Source organism: Anaerotruncus sp. G3(2012) (assembly GCF_000403395.2).
GTDB lineage: Bacteria > Bacillota > Clostridia > Oscillospirales > Ruminococcaceae > Anaerotruncus.
Window position 1 is genome coordinate 333058 of record NZ_KE159675.1, and the last position, 17500, is coordinate 350557.

The window sequence follows — 17500 nt, forward strand, 5'->3', positions numbered from 1 at the left end:
TTTCCTCCTTCTTCTTCTCTTTTTTCTACTCCCTTGAGGAAAAGGTGTCAACTTTTTTTATACCATATCAAGGCGAGTCCAAATGCAAGACATTCAAAGAGTTAAAGCTATAGTCCTCATCGAACAGAAGATTGCCTTGACAAAGTATGAAGCCGCCGAGTACAGTAACATCGGCATCAATAAAATTGAGGCGATGCTCCGTGAGCCCAACTGTCCATTTGTTCTCTATGTGGGGCCGAACAAGAAGCTTGTCAAACGCAAAGAGTTTGAGGAGTTTATTAGGACGAGTCTTGTGATTTGAACGTAATTTCATTCTTGCCTGACAGGAGCCTCTGTGATACAATGGGTGTGTTGCAGGGGCTCCTTCCAACATAGAAAGGAGTTCCCAATGGGTAAATATATCAAGGGCAAAAAACTTCCCAAAGGTATTTCGCGGAGGAAGGATGATGGAAAATTTATAGCCGGCTTTGTTGACAAGGCTGGCAAACGGCATCAACGGCGGTTTGATACCATGGTTGAAGCCGACAGATGGCTGTATGAAATGCGTCATCAGGACGAGTTCGGGGACGGCATAGACGCTGAGGACATAACCGTTGACGAGTGGTTTAAGTTCTGGCATACAGAGCTTATCAAGGATTTGGCGGCAAATACTCGGAGAAACTATGCCGAGCGGTATTATCAGAATATCCAGCCTGTTATTGGCAGAATGAAGCTCAAAAATGTGAAGCCTATGCACTGTACCAAAATTCTGAACAGTATGGACGATAAATATGCTGGGTCTACGATCTACCAGGCATATATTACGCTTGGGACCATCTTTAAGTCTGCCAAGCTGAACGGCAAGATCAAGGTTCACCCGCTGGACGGCGTAAAGTTTTCCAAGAGCACAAAAGCAGTGGATGACCTGAAGGTTCTCACCGTAGAGGAACAAAGGAAGTTTCTGGATGCCGCAAGAAGGTCGCATAACTATTATCAGTACGCCTTTTTGCTGGAAACGGGGCTGCGGACGGGTGAGATGATCGCATTGACGTGGGATGATGTTGACTGGGAGAGGCGGACGCTGACTATTCGGAAAACGATGGAGTTCCGTTACAAGCGGCAACAGTTTTGGGTTGCCGGACCTCCCAAGACGATGGCGAGTTATCGCACCATTCCACTGACAGGCAGGGCGTATGAAATCTTGAAAGAAGTCTATGCCACAAAGGATACCCGCAAGCAATCCCCCGAACTGGACACCGTTTTGGAGTACGCAGACAAGCGGAAGGATCAGAAGCAGAAAAAGAGCTTCAACATGAAAGACCTTGTTTTCATCAATTTCCGCACGGGTATGCCGAACAAGAACAGTTCCTATGATACCCATTTGTATAAGCTCTGTGACGAGGCTGGGATCAAACGGTTCTGTATGCACACTCTCCGCCACACCTATGCCACCCGCGCTATTGAAAGCGGGATGCAGCCTAAGACTTTGCAGAAGCTCCTTGGCCATTCCAGTCTGAAATGACCATGGACAGGTACGTCCATGTCACAGATGATAGTATGGAAATGGGCATCAAGCTCTTTGAGCAAGGGCAACTCGAAAATGGGTTGGCAGCAGCAAAAGGCCCGTAATGTGGCGGAAATGTGGCGGAGACCACTTTGAAAGTCTTGAAACCCTTGGAAAATCAGGAGGTATACAGAAAAATGAAATTAGGCATCGTGGGTCTTCCCAATGTAGGAAAATCGACCCTCTTTAATGCGATTACTAATGCGGGCGCCCAGTCTGCAAACTATCCGTTCTGCACCATTGAGCCAAATGTTGGTATGGTTGCAGTGCCGGACGAGCGGCTGGATGTGCTCGCAAAAATGTACGACCCGGATAAATACACCCCTGCTGTGATCGAATTTGTCGATATCGCCGGACTGGTACGAGGCGCCTCCAAGGGGGAGGGCCTGGGAAACAAATTCCTCTCCCACATCCGGGAGGTGGATGCGATTGTGCATGTCGTGCGCTGCTTCGAGGACGGTGAGATCGTCCATGTGGATGGTGAGATCGGCCCAAAGCGGGATATTGAAACGATCAGTCTGGAATTGATCTTCTCGGACATTGATCTCGTCGACCGCAAGATCGACCGCTCCCTCAAAGCTGCCAAGGGTGGGGATAAGTCCCTCGCCGCGCAGGCGGAGCTGCTCAAACAGCTCAAGGCCCATCTGGAGGAGGGAAAACCGGCTCGCAGTTTTGACTGCTCCCCCGATGAATGGTTGGAAGCGATCGCGGATATGCCGCTGCTCTCTGCAAAACCGATCATTTATGCAGCCAATATGAGTGAAAATGATTTTACAAATGGGATAGAATCCAATCAATTCTACAAAGAGGTGGAAGAAATTGCGGTAGCGGAGTATGCGCAGGTGCTCCCGATCTGCGCGCGGATCGAAGAAGAGATCGCGGATATGTCCCCCGAGGACAAGCTGATGTTTCTGGAAGAGATGGGGCTGCATGAATCCGGGCTTGACCGCCTGATTAAGGCGAGTTATGCGCTGCTCGGCCTGATCTCCTATCTGACAGCCGGAAAGCAGGAGGTCCGCGCGTGGACGATCACCCAGGGGACAAAAGCGCCGCAGGCCGCAGGCAAAATCCACACCGATTTTGAAAAAGGGTTTATCCGGGCTGAAGTGGTCTCATTTGCTGATCTCACCGCCTGCGGTTCGATGAATGCTGCAAAGGAAAAAGGGCTCGTCCGTTCGGAAGGGAAAGAATATGTGATGCAGGACGGCGATGTCGTTCTGTTCCGGTTTAACGTATGAGCCGCCGTTCGATTCTTCTGCTGGTTGGACTGTTCCTGGCGGGGGCGTTGCTTGGGGCGGGCTGGCAGCTTGTTCGGCGCCCCTCTATCCGCGAAAAAGAGTTGTTTTTGCCTGAGGCGAAAAATGATTTCACATTTGCTGTCGTTTCGGGTGGGGAGGCAGACCCCGCTTCCCAGCCGGAAGAAGCACCCGCATCCGCTGGGACGCCCGAACGGGTGATGGGAATCGAAACGCGGGTGTCCCGAGACTGCTATCCAGTGGGGACGACCGAAATTGAGCTGACGGTTATCAACCATACCACCAGCGATCTGCTCTATTCTGAATGGTTTGACTTCCGAAGGTTCGAAGAAGGGGAGGTCATCCGCTTGATCCCAATCGAGGGCAGTACTGTCAACCCCGCTGGGCTGACCGAGTCGGAACGGCTGAAGGGTGGAGACAGCATAGTCCTTACCGTCCCAATCGACCTGTTCGACCCGCCGCTGGGACCGGGCATCTACCGGGTTGCCCAGCTCGCCTGCTATGGCGATACAGGCGACCATGCACTCGCCTGCACCGAGATCAGCGCAGAATTTAGGCTGGAATAGAAATCAGTTTTCCTGTTTGAAAAGGGAGCTTTTTGATTGCCAAAAAGCTCCCTTTTGTCGCGCCTTTAGAGGGGAAATGCTGAGGGCCTCTGCGGAAGCTGCCGGGTCAGACAGCTCCGAGTTGGTTAGGAGGCACAGAACTGCTTTAATACGGTGCGGAGGTAGAAGTTTCCCAGCAGGCAGGGAACAGAAAAGCCGATCAGCAGCAGATAAGCGGCACTGAGCGGGAAAGCCAGCACCGCGGCCACCAGCAACCCGTAGTAGGAGAGAACAGCCAGCACAGCGCGGAATGGTTTGGCGATTCCGAGCACCAGCGCCAGACGTATCGCCCGGGAAAGCGGTCCTTCGTCATACAGAATGCCGTATAAATAGACAGACGAGAGCAGGACCACCAGAAAAACGGTGGAACAAAGCATAAAGGGCAGGAAAAACAGTGGATTTGAGGTGGCGTGGCGCAGATAGAACGCGGCGCCGTAGCCAGAACATGCCAGTGGCAGGGCGGTCAGCAGGAACGCGCTGTAAGCGGTTTTCCACCGTTTGAGGAAGGCTGTCCGATAGTGATAAAAGCAATCTACCGGCTGGTCGAGAACCATCCTGCGGACCACATGGTTCATGGCAAAAAGGGCAAGCGGGATGGTGATAACCGGGATGCAGCTGACCAGGAAAAGCAGGTTCAGCTTGAACAGCGAGATGCACTCGAGCTGCAAGATTTCCAGGAAGCGGGCAGGACCGGTCTTTTCAGGCGCATCCGGGTCGATCCCCGGTCCGGGGGTGGCATAATCTTTACGGAAAAACAAAAACATTCCCCTTTCACGCCGGTCTGGGCAGCTCCTGTTCCAACAGGTTGTCCTTTTTTCCACAGAACCCGGACTGCGTATAAATTTTAAAGAATCGTGAAAACGTCTGGTTTCAGTTTACCATAGCAGGATTTTGGATGCAACAGCGGAACAGAGAACGGACAGAAAATTTTCTGCCCGCCTTCTGTCTGTATGGCTGGAGCAATCAGCTGGCCTCTTTTTATACTATATCATTTTTTTGCTATCCACATCCTCTTATTACCCTTGCGGATTTGCCTGAAAAGTGCTATTCTTGGAAATAAGAGAGAGTCCTTGCGGGAATCACAAAAGAGGAGTTTTGATCCCTGTTTGGTCATGAAATTACCCTTGAGGTATGATTTGGAAGGAGCGCGTTATGGCAAGTATCACATTCAAACATGTAAAAAAAATCTATCCGGGCAACGTTACCGTAGTTCCCGATCTGAACCTTGAGATCAAGGACAAGGAGTTCGTGATCCTCGTCGGCCCGTCCGGATGCGGAAAGTCCACAACGCTGCGTATGATTGCGGGGCTTGAGGATGTCAGCGAGGGCGAACTGTATATCGGTGACCGGGTGGTCAACGACGTTGCTCCCAAAGACCGCGACATCGCGATGGTATTCCAGAACTACGCGCTCTATCCGCATATGACTGTTTATAAAAACATCGCATTCGGGCTGAACCTCAAAAAGATGCCCAAAGACGAGATCGACCGCAGGGTGCATGAAGCGGCAAAGGCACTCGATCTGGAGCATCTGCTCAACCGGAAGCCGAAGGCGCTTTCGGGTGGTCAGCGCCAGCGTGTGGCGCTCGGACGCGCGATGGTGCGTGATCCAGCCGTATTCCTGCTCGACGAGCCGCTTTCCAACCTGGACGCCAAGCTGCGTACCGCGATGCGTTCGGAGATCAGCCGTCTGCATAAGCGCTTGCAGACCACCTTTGTCTACGTCACCCATGACCAGACCGAGGCAATGACGATGGGTGACCGGATCGTCGTTATGAAAGACGGTATCATCCAGCAGATGGATACTCCGCAGAATCTGTACGATTTCCCCTGCAACCTGTTTGTGGCCGGCTTTATCGGTTCCCCGCAGATGAACTTCCTGGATGCGGTCATCTCCGAGAGCAACGGCGTTTACCGCGCAGAGGTCTGCGGGAATCTGATCACTCTGTCCGACCGGATGGACAAGAAGAAGCTCGCCCCTTATGTTGGCAAAACAGTGGTTCTGGGCATCCGTCCCGAGGATGTCGACGCGGTTTCTGCCGACAGAAAGCACGATCTGGAAGCAAATATCGAGATCGCCGAGCTGATGGGTGCGGAAATCAACCTGCATCTTGACTGCAAAGGCAGCAAATTGGTGGTTCGCGCGGCATCCACCTTCTCCGGGCGTGAAGGCGATGTTGCAGCGCTGAACTTTGATGTGGAGAAGGTCCACCTGTTCGATAAGGAAACCGAGTTGGCGATTGCCCACTAAAACTGCGGGCTGGGCGGGTCTTTCGTCCCTCGGTATCATCATTACAGTTATCCGAAAATTATAATGGAGGTTGAAAGAATATGCCGCCCCGCCAGAATGAAAGTTATGTCATCAAACCGGCGGCCCCCGATACCAGCGTACGGGGGCTGCTGGTTCTGCCTTTTGCGCAGACGCTCCCGCTTTCTGTGGGAGACCTCTACAGCGGCTGCGGCAGAGAAGGGGACTATACCCTGATTGCCGCTGTGCGTGGGAGCCTCACCGTAACCTCGCACACGCAGTATTTCCTACTGGAAGCGGGCCAGGTCCTCGTCATGCGCTGTGGGGAGCCTTACACCATACAGTCGGTCTCGGATTGCCTTTGTATGGAAGTTCATCTGCAAGGGGAGCTGGCTGACCGTCTGCTTCAGGAGCGGATGGAGGAGGGAACTTTCCTGTTTTCCGGATGCGCGCCTGCAGTGCGGGAGACAGTCATGGCGCTTTCTGTACTCGAGGAGGAGAATCCCCCGGTGAGCGGCGAGCTTGCTTCGTCCTATGCATACTCTCTGCTGATGCAGCTCTGTGGTGCAAGGGTGCAGCGGGATGATGCATCGCCTCCCCTTTCGCCGCTGGTGGAATCCGCGATTGCGATTATCCAGGAGGAATTCCCATTTTTGGAAGGATTGGATGAGCTGGCCGAACGGCTCGAGGTCTCAAAAGCGCATCTCAGCCGCAGCTTTGTGAAAAAGACGGGGATCTCCCCAGGAAAATACATCACCAGGGTTCGGATCGAATATGCTAAACTGTTGCTGCGGGCGGAAGATGTGTCGATCGCGTATGTGGCAGAGGCGTCCGGGTTTGCCAATGCAAACTATTTTGCCAAGGCGTTCCGGAGGGAGACCGGTATGTCCCCCAGCGAGTATCTGGAAAGTGCGCCTAGACGCCAACGTACGGGGTTCCGCTTAGAAGAGCGGCAGCCGCTTTGGTAGGGAATCTGTGCATAGCACATAAATCTATATTTTGCTTCACATTCTGGAATAACTTGTATTTAAATGGGTAAATATCGTCTTCTTTGTAGGGCATTTTACCCAAAACATACTTTCTTTTATCGTATTTATAAACGAAATTATTGAAAATATACCTATATGTTGCGGCAATCTGCACTTAAAACGTCTTGCGCAACATATAGGTATATTTTTCAAATCCCTGTCCATTTACAGAACAGGCGAGCGGGTTTAAAATTTTAGTAATGGCGCTATGGGGATAGTCTAGCCAAAAAACAAAGAAATTCGTAGAGGAGTGGAGTTATGAAAAAGATTCCCCGCATAGCAGCAATCGTTCTGGCTGTAACACTGCTTCTGATGTCCCTGGCCGGGTGCAGTGCGGCAGATGGAAAAACACACCTGACCTTCCAGATATGGGACGTCGCACAGCGCGATGGTATGCAGGCGATCTGTGACGCCTATACCGCCCAGAATCCGGATGTGGTCATCGAAGTGCAGGTGACCAGCTGGAACGAGTACTGGACCAAGCTGGAGGCAGCCGCCGAAAGCAACACCATGCCGGACATCTTCTGGATGCACACCAACCAGATCCTGTATTATTCCGATTTCGGGATGCTGGCGGATGTGACCGACCTGTATGACGATGTAGACCCCAATTTCTACAGTGACCATTATTCCGAAATCTCCCTGAGCAACGCGATGGGCAGCGACGGGCGGATTTATGGCGTGCCGAAGGACAAGGATAATATCTGTCTTGTTTATAACAAGGAGATGTTCGATGCGGCAGGCGTATCCTATCCTGATGAGAGCTGGACCTGGGATGACCTGACCGAGGCTTCTCAGAAAATTTATGACACAACCGGAAAATACGGCTATCTGGCCTATGCGGACGACCAGCTCGGCTACTGGAATTTCGTTTATCAGGCAGGCGGCTATATTCTCAACGAGGATAAAACCCAAGCGGGCTTCACCCATCCGGCTACCCAGAAGGCTATGAAGTTCTATATCGGCCTGCAAAGCAACGACTGGTGCCCGGATCAGAGCTATTTTGCCCAAACTGCACCTGGTGTCGCATTCTTCTCTGAAGCAGGCTCGATGTTCCTTGAGGGAAACTGGAACCTGCGCCAGGAGATGCTGGACTATCCCAACATGGTCGGCAAATGGGATGTGGCGGTTCTTCCAAAATGTCCAGACCCCGTTAGCGGTGATGGACGTGCCACCATTTCGAACGGCCTGTGCTATTCGACCGCTGCACGCGGTAAAAACCTTGAGCTTGTTAAGGACGTTCTCAAATTCTTCGGCAGCGAGGAAGGACAGCGGATTCAGGGCCTTTCAGGTGCGGCGGTCCCCGCTTACGACGGTCTGGAGGAAACCTGGATCAGCGCGTTTGACCAGTTTGACTATGACCTGAACCTCGGAATTGTGGTTGACCAGTTCGAGTATTGCGTCCAGTCGGTCAACAATGCTTCCCGGCCGAAATGGAAGAGCCTTGTCAGTGACGAGCTGATTAAGATTTACAGCGGACAGGTGGATATCGACACGGGCTTGGCAAATATGCAGCAGATGGTGGACAACGCGAGTGCGGTGTCCTGAAAATGAGGGGAGGGCATTCTTTTGAGTAATCCAAAATCCGGGACAGTCAAGCTGTCCGCCGCCGCAAAGCGGGAGCAAAACTGGGGCTGGCTCATGGTAGCCCCTACCATCATCGGACTGGTCGTATTGAACGTCTGGCCGTTTATCCAGACGCTGTACGCCAGCTTCTGCGAGCATCTGGGCTTCGGCCATTACCGGTTCCTCGGTATCGACAACTATGTTACCATGTTCAAAAGCCCAGAGTTCTGGAAAGCAACCTGGAATACCGTATACTTTTGTATCCTGACCGTTCCGGTCGGCATCTTCCTCGCCCTGCTGGTGGCGATCCTACTTAATGCCAAGGTTAAGGGCAAGGGCTTCTTCCGGTCGGTATTCTTCCTGCCGATGGTCTGTGCCCCTGCCGCGATTACGATGGTATGGCGCTGGATCTTCAACAGCGATTACGGTATCCTCAACCAGATGATGGGAACCAGCATCAACTGGGTTACCGATTCCAAGGTTGTCATGATCGCCTGTGCGGTTGTTGCGGTCTGGAGCGCGATCGGCTATGACGCGGTCCTGCTGCTCTCCGGTTTGCAGAACATCTCCAAATCCTACTATGAGGCGGCGGAGATCGACGGCGCCGGCAAGATCACCCAGTTCTTCCACATCACCCTGCCGATGGTTTCCCCCACCCTGTTCGTGGTGCTCATCATGCGCCTGATGGCTTCGATGAAGGTTTATGACCTCATCTACATGATGGTTGAGGACACCAACCCCGCGCTCACCAGCGTGCAGAGCCTGATGTACCTGTTCTATCGTGAGTCGTTCGTGGCGAGCAACCGCGGCTATGGTTCTGCAATCGTCATCTGGACCGTCTTCCTGATCGGCATTGTCACTGTGATCCAGTTTGTCGGCCAGAAGAAATGGGTCAACTACGAAGTGTAAGGAGGGATAACGATGAAGAATAGCTCTATGGGACAGTCCAAGAAGATCGTTACCACCGTTACCTATGCAGCGCTTATCCTTGGCTCGCTCGTTATGATCTTCCCGTTCCTCTGGATGATTCTTACCAGTTCTAAAACAGTGCCTGAAAGCATGCAGATTCCGCCCACTATCTTTCCAGCACAGATCACCTTTGAGAACTTCACCCGGGTTATGGAGAGCCTTCCGTTCGTAAGCCTCTATTGGAATACCGCACTGATGATCCTCTTCCGTGTGGTCTGCGCGGTGGCGTTCAGCTCGATGGCGGGCTATGCGTTTGCAAAACTGCAGTTCAAGGGCAAAAACCTCCTGTTCAGCATCGTGCTGATGCAGATGATGATGCCCAGCCAGATCTTCATTATCCCGCAGTACCAGATGGTAGCCAAGCTGGGTGCGGCAAACTCCATCTTTGCGCTGGTCTTCCCCGGCCTGGTCAGCGCGTTCGGTACCTTCTTCCTGCGGCAGGCATACCTTGGCATTCCCAACGAGATCGGTGAGGCCGCCTATCTCGACGGGTGCAACCAGTGGCAGTCGTTCACCAAGGTAATGTTCCCGCTCACCTCTTCGTCGGTGGCGGCGCTCACGGTCTTTACCGCGGTGTTCGCTTACGGAGACCTGATGTGGCCGCTGGTTGTCAACTCTGACTTGAAGATGATGACCCTTTCCTCCGGGCTTGCAACCCTGCGCGGGCAGTTCACCACCAACTTCCCGGTACTGATGGCCGGAAGCCTGCTGGCAATGCTCCCGATGGTCATTCTCTATCTGTTCTTCCAGCGCCAGTTCATCGAAGGCGTTGCGATGACCGGCGGTAAATAATCATCAGACTTTCAGCGGTCGGATGGCTCTGCTGTCCTGCTGATCTGCGGCCCCTGCCGCGGCACCGGAACCGGCGTCAAGCCGGTTCCGGCAGGATGTGTGCAAAATCTCCGGTTTCACATTCCGGAAGCGTGACAGCCCCGGCGCTGGTTTCGGCCCGCTGGGGCTGTTGTTTTAAGACTGCACTGGTACGACGCTCCCGCCGCGCGTATATGGCGGGCTGCCTCCTCCCTAGCTTGGATTCTGAGGGTGGAGACCCCTTGGATCGAACAGTCAGCACGCTTGAAAAGGATTCTATTTTCGGGCAGCGGGAAGATGTCCTGCTGGTATGCTTTGAAGGGAAAGCCTTTACCGCAGATGCAAAAAACAGCTTCCGGAAATCAAAAAAATGCTTTTGCGGCTGTCCAATTATAAAATTACCTATTGCATCACATCTTAAAATTGCTTAAAATGATTGCAGCAAATTTTTATGCTTATGTGAGGGGATTCCATTATGATCGTTTGTGACAAAAAAGAGGGGCTTTTTACCCTCCACACCCGTAACACCACCTATCAGATGAAAGCGGACAGCTACCGGGTGCTGCTCCATACCTATTATGGCGCGCGCATCGTCGGGGGAGACCTGTCCTATCTGGTTCGGTATACCGACCGCGGCTTCTCCCCCAATCCCAGTGAAGTCGGGCACAACCGCGACTACTCGCTGGACACGCTCCCACAGGAGTATTCCACCTGCGGTGTGGGAGATTTCCGTATCCCGTCGATTGATCTGGAGCTGGAGGATGGCAGCCGGATCGCGGACCTGCGGTATACCGGTTTTGAGGTGAAAAAGGGCAAATACAGCCTTGAGGGCCTGCCTGCCTTTTTTGGGGACGAGGAACAGGCCGAAACGCTGGTGCTCTTTCTGGAGGATACCGCCGCGCAGGTAGGGGTCGAACTCTACTACGGCGTGTTCGAACAGTGCGACCTGATTACCCGCGCCGCGCGGATCACCAACCGGGGCGGTCATCCGGTCCGGCTGCGCCGCGCGACCTCCCTCTGCCTGGATTTCCAGCGCGCTGACCTCGATCTGATTACCTTCGACGGTGGGCATGTAATCGAACGCTGCCCTACCCGCACCCCTCTGCGTCAGGGCGTCCAGAGTGTGGGAAGCGTGCGCGGCACCTCCAGCCATCAGCATAACCCGTTTGTCGTCCTCTGCGACCACGATGCGAATGAGGACTACGGGCTGTGCTACGGTGCCGCGATGGTTTACAGCGGCAACTTTGAGGCGGCGGTCGAACGCAGCCAGTTCGAGAGCAGCCGTCTGGTCATGGGGATCAACCCCTACCACTTCTGCTGGCCCCTTAACCCGGGTGAGTCGTTTACCACCCCGGAAGCGGCCCTGGTCTGTTCGACCTGCGGTTTGGCCCGGATGACCCATCAGTTCCACCGCGCCATCCGTGAACACCTCATCCGCGACCCTTACCACGGTGCACGCCGCCCGGTTCTGATTAACAACTGGGAGGCAACCGAGTTCCATTTCGATGCGGACATGCTCGTGTCGATTGCCAAGGAGGCGGCCTCGCTTGGGGCGGAGCTGTTTGTCATGGACGATGGCTGGTTTACCAACCGGGACAGCGACCTGAGCGGTTTGGGCGACTGGGTGGTGGACCAGAACAAGCTGCCCGGCGGGCTGGAGGCTTTGGTTCCCCGGATCAATGATCTGGGTCTGCGGTTTGGGATGTGGATTGAACCGGAGATGGTCAGCGAGGACAGCCAGCTTTACCGGGATCATCCCGACTGGGCGCTGCGTGCGCCGGGCCGGGCACAGACCCGCGGCCGCAGCCAGCTTGTACTCGACTTTTCCCGCAAGGAAGTGCGCGACCATATCTATCAGGTTCTCAAGGAGGTGCTTTCGAGCGCCAACGTCACTTATATTAAATGGGATATGAACCGCAGCCTGTCTGATGTCTGGTCGGCAGGGCTTCCCGCCAACCGGCAGGGGGAGGTCTTTCACCGGTATATGCTCGGCGTTTATGAACTACTCGAGCGGTTCCGGCGGGATTATCCCGACCTGTTGATCGAGGGGTGCAGCGGCGGCGGCGGCCGGTTCGATACAGGAATGCTCTATTATACACCTCAGATCTGGTGCAGCGACAATACCGATGCAATCGACCGGCTTCGTATCCAGTACGGTACCTCGTTCTGCTATCCCGCCAGCACGATGGGGGCGCATGTTTCGGCAGTCCCCAACGGGCAGACCGGGCGCTGTGTCTCGATGGAGACCAGGGGGATCGTAGCGATGTCAGGCACCTTTGGCTATGAAATGGATCTGAACGAGACCACTCCTGAGGAAAAGGAGATCATCGTCCGGCAGATCGAGAAGTATAAGGCCTATTATGATCTGATTCAGCGGGGAGACTACTACCGGCTAACCGATCCGTTTGAGGATGGGCCGTACACCGCGTGGGCGCATGTCTCAGAGGACCGGCGGGAGGCCCTGGTTTCCCTGGTCACCGGCACGATGCACGCTGCCCCGCCTTTCCGGGTGCTGCGGATCAAGGGGCTTGATCCGTCCTTCTGCTACCGGGTGAATGACGGGGAAGAGGTCTATCCCGGGGATGTGCTGATGCAGGCGGGATATCCTCTGCCCATGCTGAAAGACGACTATCAGCCGTTCCAGCTCCATCTGAAAGCCGAGTGACATACAGAAAAGAGGCTGACCGCAGGGCGGTCAGCCTCTCGAGTGGAGTTTGTTCTGGGTGCGCCACTCCCTGGGGGAGATGCCGTACCGCTTTTTGAATGCCCGGGAAAAGTGCAGCTGGTTCGGATAGCCGCATACGGTTGAAATTTCCCCGATTGGTGCGCTGCTGGTCTTCATCAGCTCGGTGGCTTTGGTCAAGCGCATCCGGATCAGAAATTCCTGCGGGGGACAGCCCATGTTCTCTTTGAACAGCTTGCTGAAATAGCTGCGGTTGAGTTTGCAGACATCCGCAATCTCCTCCACTGTCAGATCGCGCTGGTAGTTCTGCTCGATGAAGGTGATCGCCTCCTGGATATAAAAATCCCGGAGCTGTGCTCCGCCAAACTCCCGGCGGGTGGCAGAGGATTCGATCAACGCATCCAGAAACAGGAACAGATGTCCGATCAGATGCAGAGAGGACGATTCCGAATGATCGGCGATGTAGAGCATGAGGTCCCGCACCGCCTCCCCCATGGCAGGGGTTTTGGGGCGGTAGAGCGGCTGGGAGATGTCCAGCCCTGCGCTGGAAAGATGTTCGGATGCCCGCAGCCCGTCGAACTCGAGCCAGACGTATTTCCACGGATGCTTCTCCGAGGCGCTGTAGGTATTGACCTGTCCGGGGCAGATCAGAAAGCCCTGATTTTCCTCCAGATAATAGCGGTTGGTTACACCGTTTTTGGGGGTGGAATCCAGAACGCCTTGTCCGGAGATGACATAGTGAAACAGAAAGTGGTTGCGGATAAAGGGGCCGAAAGAATGCAGGGGTGCACACTGCTCCCAACCGTATTGGTAGAGCCGAAGGTCCAGGAAATTCTCGTTGGGAAAGAGTGAGAAGGAAAGGTTATTCATCCTGTTACTCCCTTTCTTGCGGCGCCGGTGGGGTTTGCTGGAATCATACTCCACATACCTTCGCAGGTGGCCGTAAAAACGGCCACCTGCCACGCGGCGCGCCGCGTGACTATCAGGGGCTGTTCGAAAAAATCAAAACCACCGCCTTTTTCTATAGGAAACAGCATCTGCTGCGTCAAAAATACGCGGAATACATCAATACAAAATATTCCTGCACGTTTCTCTTTGCAGCCGCTTGATTCCTGCGAAAAATCCGTTAATTCCTCTGTTTTCAAACAAGCCCTAGGGTGACTTGTTTCGCAATACAGGTTTCCAACTATACGCTTATAACAGACACATACCCGGATATGTGCTCCACTCTGCGGATAGTATATCATATTTGTGGGACGAGATGGTAATTTTATGACATTATACCATAAAAAAATAACGTTTCCACTCTTTTGCACCCAAAAACAGGTTTTATTTCCCGGAACCTTTCCATAATATTTACAAAAGAAAGAAGGACTTTTTATGTATGATGTCGTTGCCCTGGGCGAACTGCTGATTGATTTTACTGCAAATGGGAGCAGTGAACAGGGAAATGGACTGTTTGAAGCCAATCCCGGGGGGGCGCCCTGCAATGTACTTTCGATGCTTACCCGGCTAGGGCGGCACACCGCTTTTGTCGGGAAGGTGGGGGAGGATATCTTCGGCCGTCTGCTGAAAGCCACCATTGAAGAAGTCGGGATCGACAGCGCGGGCCTGGTGCTGGACGCTTCTGCCAATACCACCCTTGCCTTTGTGCAGAATGCCCCCGACGGTGACCGGGAATTCAGCTTTTACCGGGACCCGGGCGCAGACGAGCTGCTGTGCCCCGAGGAGCTGCCGCTCGAAATGCTTGGACAGACCCGCATTTTCCACTTTGGCTCCCTGTCGCTGACCCGTGAGCCGAGCCGTTCGGCCACACGCGCCGCAGTAGAGGCAGCACGCGCAGGCGGCGCATTGGTCAGCTTTGACCCCAACCTGCGTGCTTCCCTCTGGAAAAGCCTGGACACCGCCAAAGAGCAGATGCTCTGGGGATGTTCGGTCTGTGGCCTGCTCAAGATCGCCGAGGAGGAACTGGAATTCCTCACCGGGTGTAAGGAGATCGGAGAGGGCGCCGCGCAGCTGCGGGAACAGTTCCCCAACATTCAGCTGCTGCTGGTCACGCGCGGAAAGCAGGGCAGTATTGCATTCTGGAAAGAACTGATGGTCAGCCAGCCCACCTATTTGCAGATCAAGGCTGTGGATACCACCGGTGCGGGTGATACCTTCTGCGGCTGCTGCCTGCATTTTGTGCTGGAGTATGGGCTGGAGCAGCTCAATGGAGAGCTGCTGACCGGAATGCTCCGGTTCGCCAATGCTGCCGCGAGCTTGATTACCGCGAAAAAGGGTGCGATCCGCAGTATGCCGGAACTGGATGCGGTGCGGCGTCTGATGGAAGAGGCGTGAATGCTTCGCGCGCCTTTTTGAAACGCGAGGCAGGCTCTAAAGAAGGAGGAGACAAGATGAATGCTTTTGAACGCCGCCTTTCTGAAGGGCGGGATGAACTGGAATGGCTCTATATGGAGCTATATAACAACCGTGAGCGGCTGGAGGCGCTGGAAGCGCGGATGCGCGAGGCTTACCACCAGCGCGGTCAGGGACTGAAGCGGCTGGACAGCCAGCGGGAGGAAAATCCGGAGTGGTTCCGGTCAGGGAAGATGCTGGGCGTCACCATGTACACCAACCTGTTCGCCGGAGACCTCAAACATTTGGAACAGAAATTGGATTACCTCTCCGAGCAGGGGATTACCTATCTGCATCTGATGCCGCTGCTCAAGATGCCCCATCCCGATAATGACGGCGGTTATGCGGTGGAGGACTTCAATCAGGTGGACCCGCCGCTCGGCACCAACGAGGACCTCAGCCATCTGACCGCCGCCATGCGCCGCCGGGGGATGAGCCTCTGTCTGGATTTTGTCATCAACCATACGGCGGACACCCATGAATGGGCGATGCGTGCCAAGGCGGGTGAACAGGAGTATATCGACCGGTACATCTGCTTCGATACCCCCGACATCCCAAGGCAGATGGAACAGACCATCCCGGACGTGTTCCCCGAAACCGCTCCGGGCAGCTTCATCTATCAGGAACAGATGCATAAATATGTCTGCTCTTCGTTCCACCATTACCAGTGGGACCTCAACTACCGCAATCCGGTGGTATTCAATGAGATGGTCGGGAGTATGCTGCTTCTGGCCAACCTGGGCGTGGAGGTGCTGCGGATCGACGCGGTCCCTTACCTTTGGAAGGAGATCGGGACCACCTGCCGCAACCTGCCGAAAGTGCATACCATTATGCGGATGATCCGTCTGATTATTGAAACGGTCTGTCCGGGCGTGATCCTCAAAGGCGAGGTCGTAATGGCGCCCTGGGAGCTGGCGCCTTATTTTGGAACGCTGGAAAAGCCGGAGTGCCATCTACTATACAATTCTTCCACCATGGCGACCCAATGGAGTGCACTGGCTTCTTCGGACGTCCGGCAGCTCAAGCGTCAGCTGGATGACCTGCACAGCCTGCCGTCCCATTGCTGCTTTGTCAATTATCTGCGCTGCCACGACGATATTGGCTGGGGACTGAATGAGGAATTCGGGAAAAGCATCGGGATGGATCCGCTGGAGCACAAAAAATATCTCTACCGCTTTTTCGAAGGCAGCTTCCCAGGCACTTACGCCCGCGGGGAACGGTATAACTATAATCCTGCTACTCAGGATGCGCGTACCTGCGGCACAACGGCAAGCCTCTGCGGCATCGAAAAGGGCCTTTATGAACAGGACGGCTGGCAGGTGTCAATGGGCATCCAGCGCGACCTGATGATGCATGCTGCCATGATGTGCATGGCCGGGTTCCCCATGCTTTCGAGCGGGGATGAGATCGGCCAGCTCAACGGTTATGCTTATCACAACGATCCGGTCCTGCGGGAGGACAGCCGCAATCTGCATAGGACCCCGTTCTCCTGGGAGAATGCTGCACTGCGTACCCAGGAGGGAAGTGTTCAGCAGCAGATTTGGGACGGACTGCGGCAGCTTGAACGGCTGCGGGCAGAGGAGGAATGTTTCTCTCCGCAGGCGTGGGTTTCCACTTGGGATACCCATAACTGTTCGGTACTCGCGCTGGTGCGCACTACCGAGTCCGAGCGGATGGTCTGCCTGTTTAACTTCTCCGGGGCCTGGCAGGCGATTTCTCTCGATGCAATGAGCGGGGCGTTTGTCGACCGGATCACCGGAAAGGACATCTGGTTCTCTGACTGGAAGCTTCAGCCATATCAATACTGTATCTGTGTGCAGAAGCTGTAAATTAAATATGGGGTGGGATTCCGGCGCGGGTTCCCACCCTTTTCTTTTTCTGTCTGTCTGGCTCGAAAGTCGGCGCAAAAGGCCGGTTTTAGGGGGATGTGAAGAATCTGGAAGGGGAAAAAGAAGAAAAAACCAAAAAACTTTAAAAAAAATGAAAAAAGGTGTTGACAAAGAAAGGGGAACGTGATATTATAACTAAGCTGTCTCGTGAGCGACGACACAAACGCCGGACACGAAGCGCACAGCACCTTGAAAAATGAACAACAAGTAAGGAAAATCACTTAGGTTTCTGTGAGAGCAGGAACCGAGTAAAAACCCTTGAAAAGAACTTTGAGTGGTCTGCAAATGCAGACGGACTTAAAAAGCGAAAACCAGCAAAGAAATTTGCTTGGACAAAAGCTTTGTTTCAGATGAAAAAGCGTTGAGCTTTCTCATACAATTAACAAAGAGTTTGATCCTGGCTCAGGACGAACGCTGGCGGCGCGCCTAACACATGCAAGTCGAACGGGGCTTATATTTCAGAAGTTTTCGGATGGACGAGAGATAAGCTTAGTGGCGGACGGGTGA

Annotated in this window: 16 protein-coding genes and 1 rRNA gene (1 of these 17 cut by a window edge); 14 read left to right on the forward strand and 3 right to left on the reverse strand. The window is 54.0% G+C overall.

Annotated elements, in window-relative coordinates:
• The first annotated feature begins 82 nt into the window (after positions 1-82).
• From C814_RS16840 to C814_RS16855, 4 genes are all read left to right on the forward strand, one after another.
• On the forward strand, positions 83-301 hold the full coding sequence (locus tag C814_RS16840) for a MerR family transcriptional regulator (RefSeq protein WP_016316601.1): 219 nt from the start codon (positions 83-85) through the stop codon (positions 299-301).
• Between the two features lie 87 nt (positions 302-388).
• Entirely contained in the window at positions 389-1501 is a 1113-nt protein-coding gene (locus C814_RS16845; RefSeq protein ID WP_016316602.1) for a tyrosine-type recombinase/integrase, read from the forward strand.
• 179 nt (positions 1502-1680) lie between these two features.
• Positions 1681-2781, forward strand: coding sequence for a redox-regulated ATPase YchF (gene ychF / locus C814_RS16850; protein WP_016316604.1), 1101 nt, complete (start codon positions 1681-1683; stop codon positions 2779-2781).
• Positions 2782-2888: 107 nt separating this feature from the next.
• Positions 2889-3365 (forward strand): hypothetical protein, encoded by a 477-nt coding sequence (locus C814_RS16855; protein ID WP_196809934.1) that lies wholly within the window; start codon positions 2889-2891, stop codon positions 3363-3365.
• Between the two features lie 125 nt (positions 3366-3490).
• Here C814_RS16855 and C814_RS22440 read toward each other — a convergent pair whose 3' ends face one another.
• Entirely contained in the window at positions 3491-4162 is a 672-nt protein-coding gene (locus C814_RS22440) for a DUF624 domain-containing protein (RefSeq protein WP_196809935.1), read from the reverse strand.
• A gap of 394 nt (positions 4163-4556) precedes the next feature.
• On the opposite strand from C814_RS22440, the gene C814_RS16860 reads away from it, so the two are divergent.
• From C814_RS16860 to C814_RS16885, 7 genes are all read left to right on the forward strand, one after another.
• Positions 4557-5654 (forward strand): ABC transporter ATP-binding protein, encoded by a 1098-nt coding sequence (locus C814_RS16860; RefSeq protein ID WP_016316607.1) that lies wholly within the window; start codon positions 4557-4559, stop codon positions 5652-5654.
• Between the two features lie 80 nt (positions 5655-5734).
• Positions 5735-6619: an AraC family transcriptional regulator gene (locus tag C814_RS22445; RefSeq protein ID WP_016316608.1), complete on the forward strand. Its 885-nt coding sequence runs from the start codon at positions 5735-5737 to the stop codon at positions 6617-6619.
• 318 nt (positions 6620-6937) lie between these two features.
• Positions 6938-8227: an ABC transporter substrate-binding protein gene (locus C814_RS16870; protein WP_016316609.1), complete on the forward strand. Its 1290-nt coding sequence runs from the start codon at positions 6938-6940 to the stop codon at positions 8225-8227.
• 21 nt (positions 8228-8248) lie between these two features.
• On the forward strand, positions 8249-9154 hold the full coding sequence (locus C814_RS16875) for a carbohydrate ABC transporter permease (protein ID WP_016316610.1): 906 nt from the start codon (positions 8249-8251) through the stop codon (positions 9152-9154).
• 12 nt (positions 9155-9166) lie between these two features.
• The gene (locus C814_RS16880) at positions 9167-10006 is read left to right on the forward strand and encodes a carbohydrate ABC transporter permease (RefSeq protein WP_016316611.1); all 840 of its coding nucleotides are present in this window, start codon (positions 9167-9169) and stop codon (positions 10004-10006) included.
• Between the two features lie 260 nt (positions 10007-10266).
• Entirely contained in the window at positions 10267-10455 is a 189-nt protein-coding gene (locus C814_RS0105230; RefSeq protein WP_022788494.1) for a hypothetical protein, read from the forward strand.
• Between the two features lie 44 nt (positions 10456-10499).
• Positions 10500-12689, forward strand: coding sequence for an alpha-galactosidase (locus C814_RS16885; protein ID WP_016316612.1), 2190 nt, complete (start codon positions 10500-10502; stop codon positions 12687-12689).
• Between the two features lie 30 nt (positions 12690-12719).
• Here the strand turns inward: C814_RS16885 and C814_RS16890 are convergent, their stop codons facing one another.
• Both C814_RS16890 and C814_RS0105235 read right to left on the reverse strand, forming a co-directional pair.
• A complete protein-coding gene (locus tag C814_RS16890; protein ID WP_016316613.1) occupies positions 12720-13577 on the reverse strand; it encodes an AraC family transcriptional regulator in 858 nt (285 codons plus the stop codon).
• Positions 13574-13852, reverse strand: coding sequence for a hypothetical protein (locus tag C814_RS0105235; RefSeq protein ID WP_022788495.1), 279 nt, complete (start codon positions 13850-13852; stop codon positions 13574-13576). The genes C814_RS16890 and C814_RS0105235 overlap by 4 nt, the downstream gene beginning before the upstream one ends.
• Positions 13853-14087: 235 nt before the next feature.
• On the opposite strand from C814_RS0105235, the gene C814_RS16895 reads away from it, so the two are divergent.
• From C814_RS16895 to C814_RS16905, 3 genes are all read left to right on the forward strand, one after another.
• Complete coding sequence (locus C814_RS16895) at positions 14088-15047, forward strand: carbohydrate kinase family protein (RefSeq protein ID WP_016316614.1); 960 nt, start codon at positions 14088-14090, stop codon at positions 15045-15047.
• Between the two features lie 56 nt (positions 15048-15103).
• Positions 15104-16933, forward strand: a complete 1830-nt coding sequence (locus C814_RS16900; RefSeq protein WP_016316615.1) for an amylosucrase — start codon at positions 15104-15106, stop codon at positions 16931-16933.
• Positions 16934-17372: 439 nt separating this feature from the next.
• Positions 17373-17500 (forward strand): 16S ribosomal RNA (locus C814_RS16905) (it continues 1399 nt past the right edge of the window).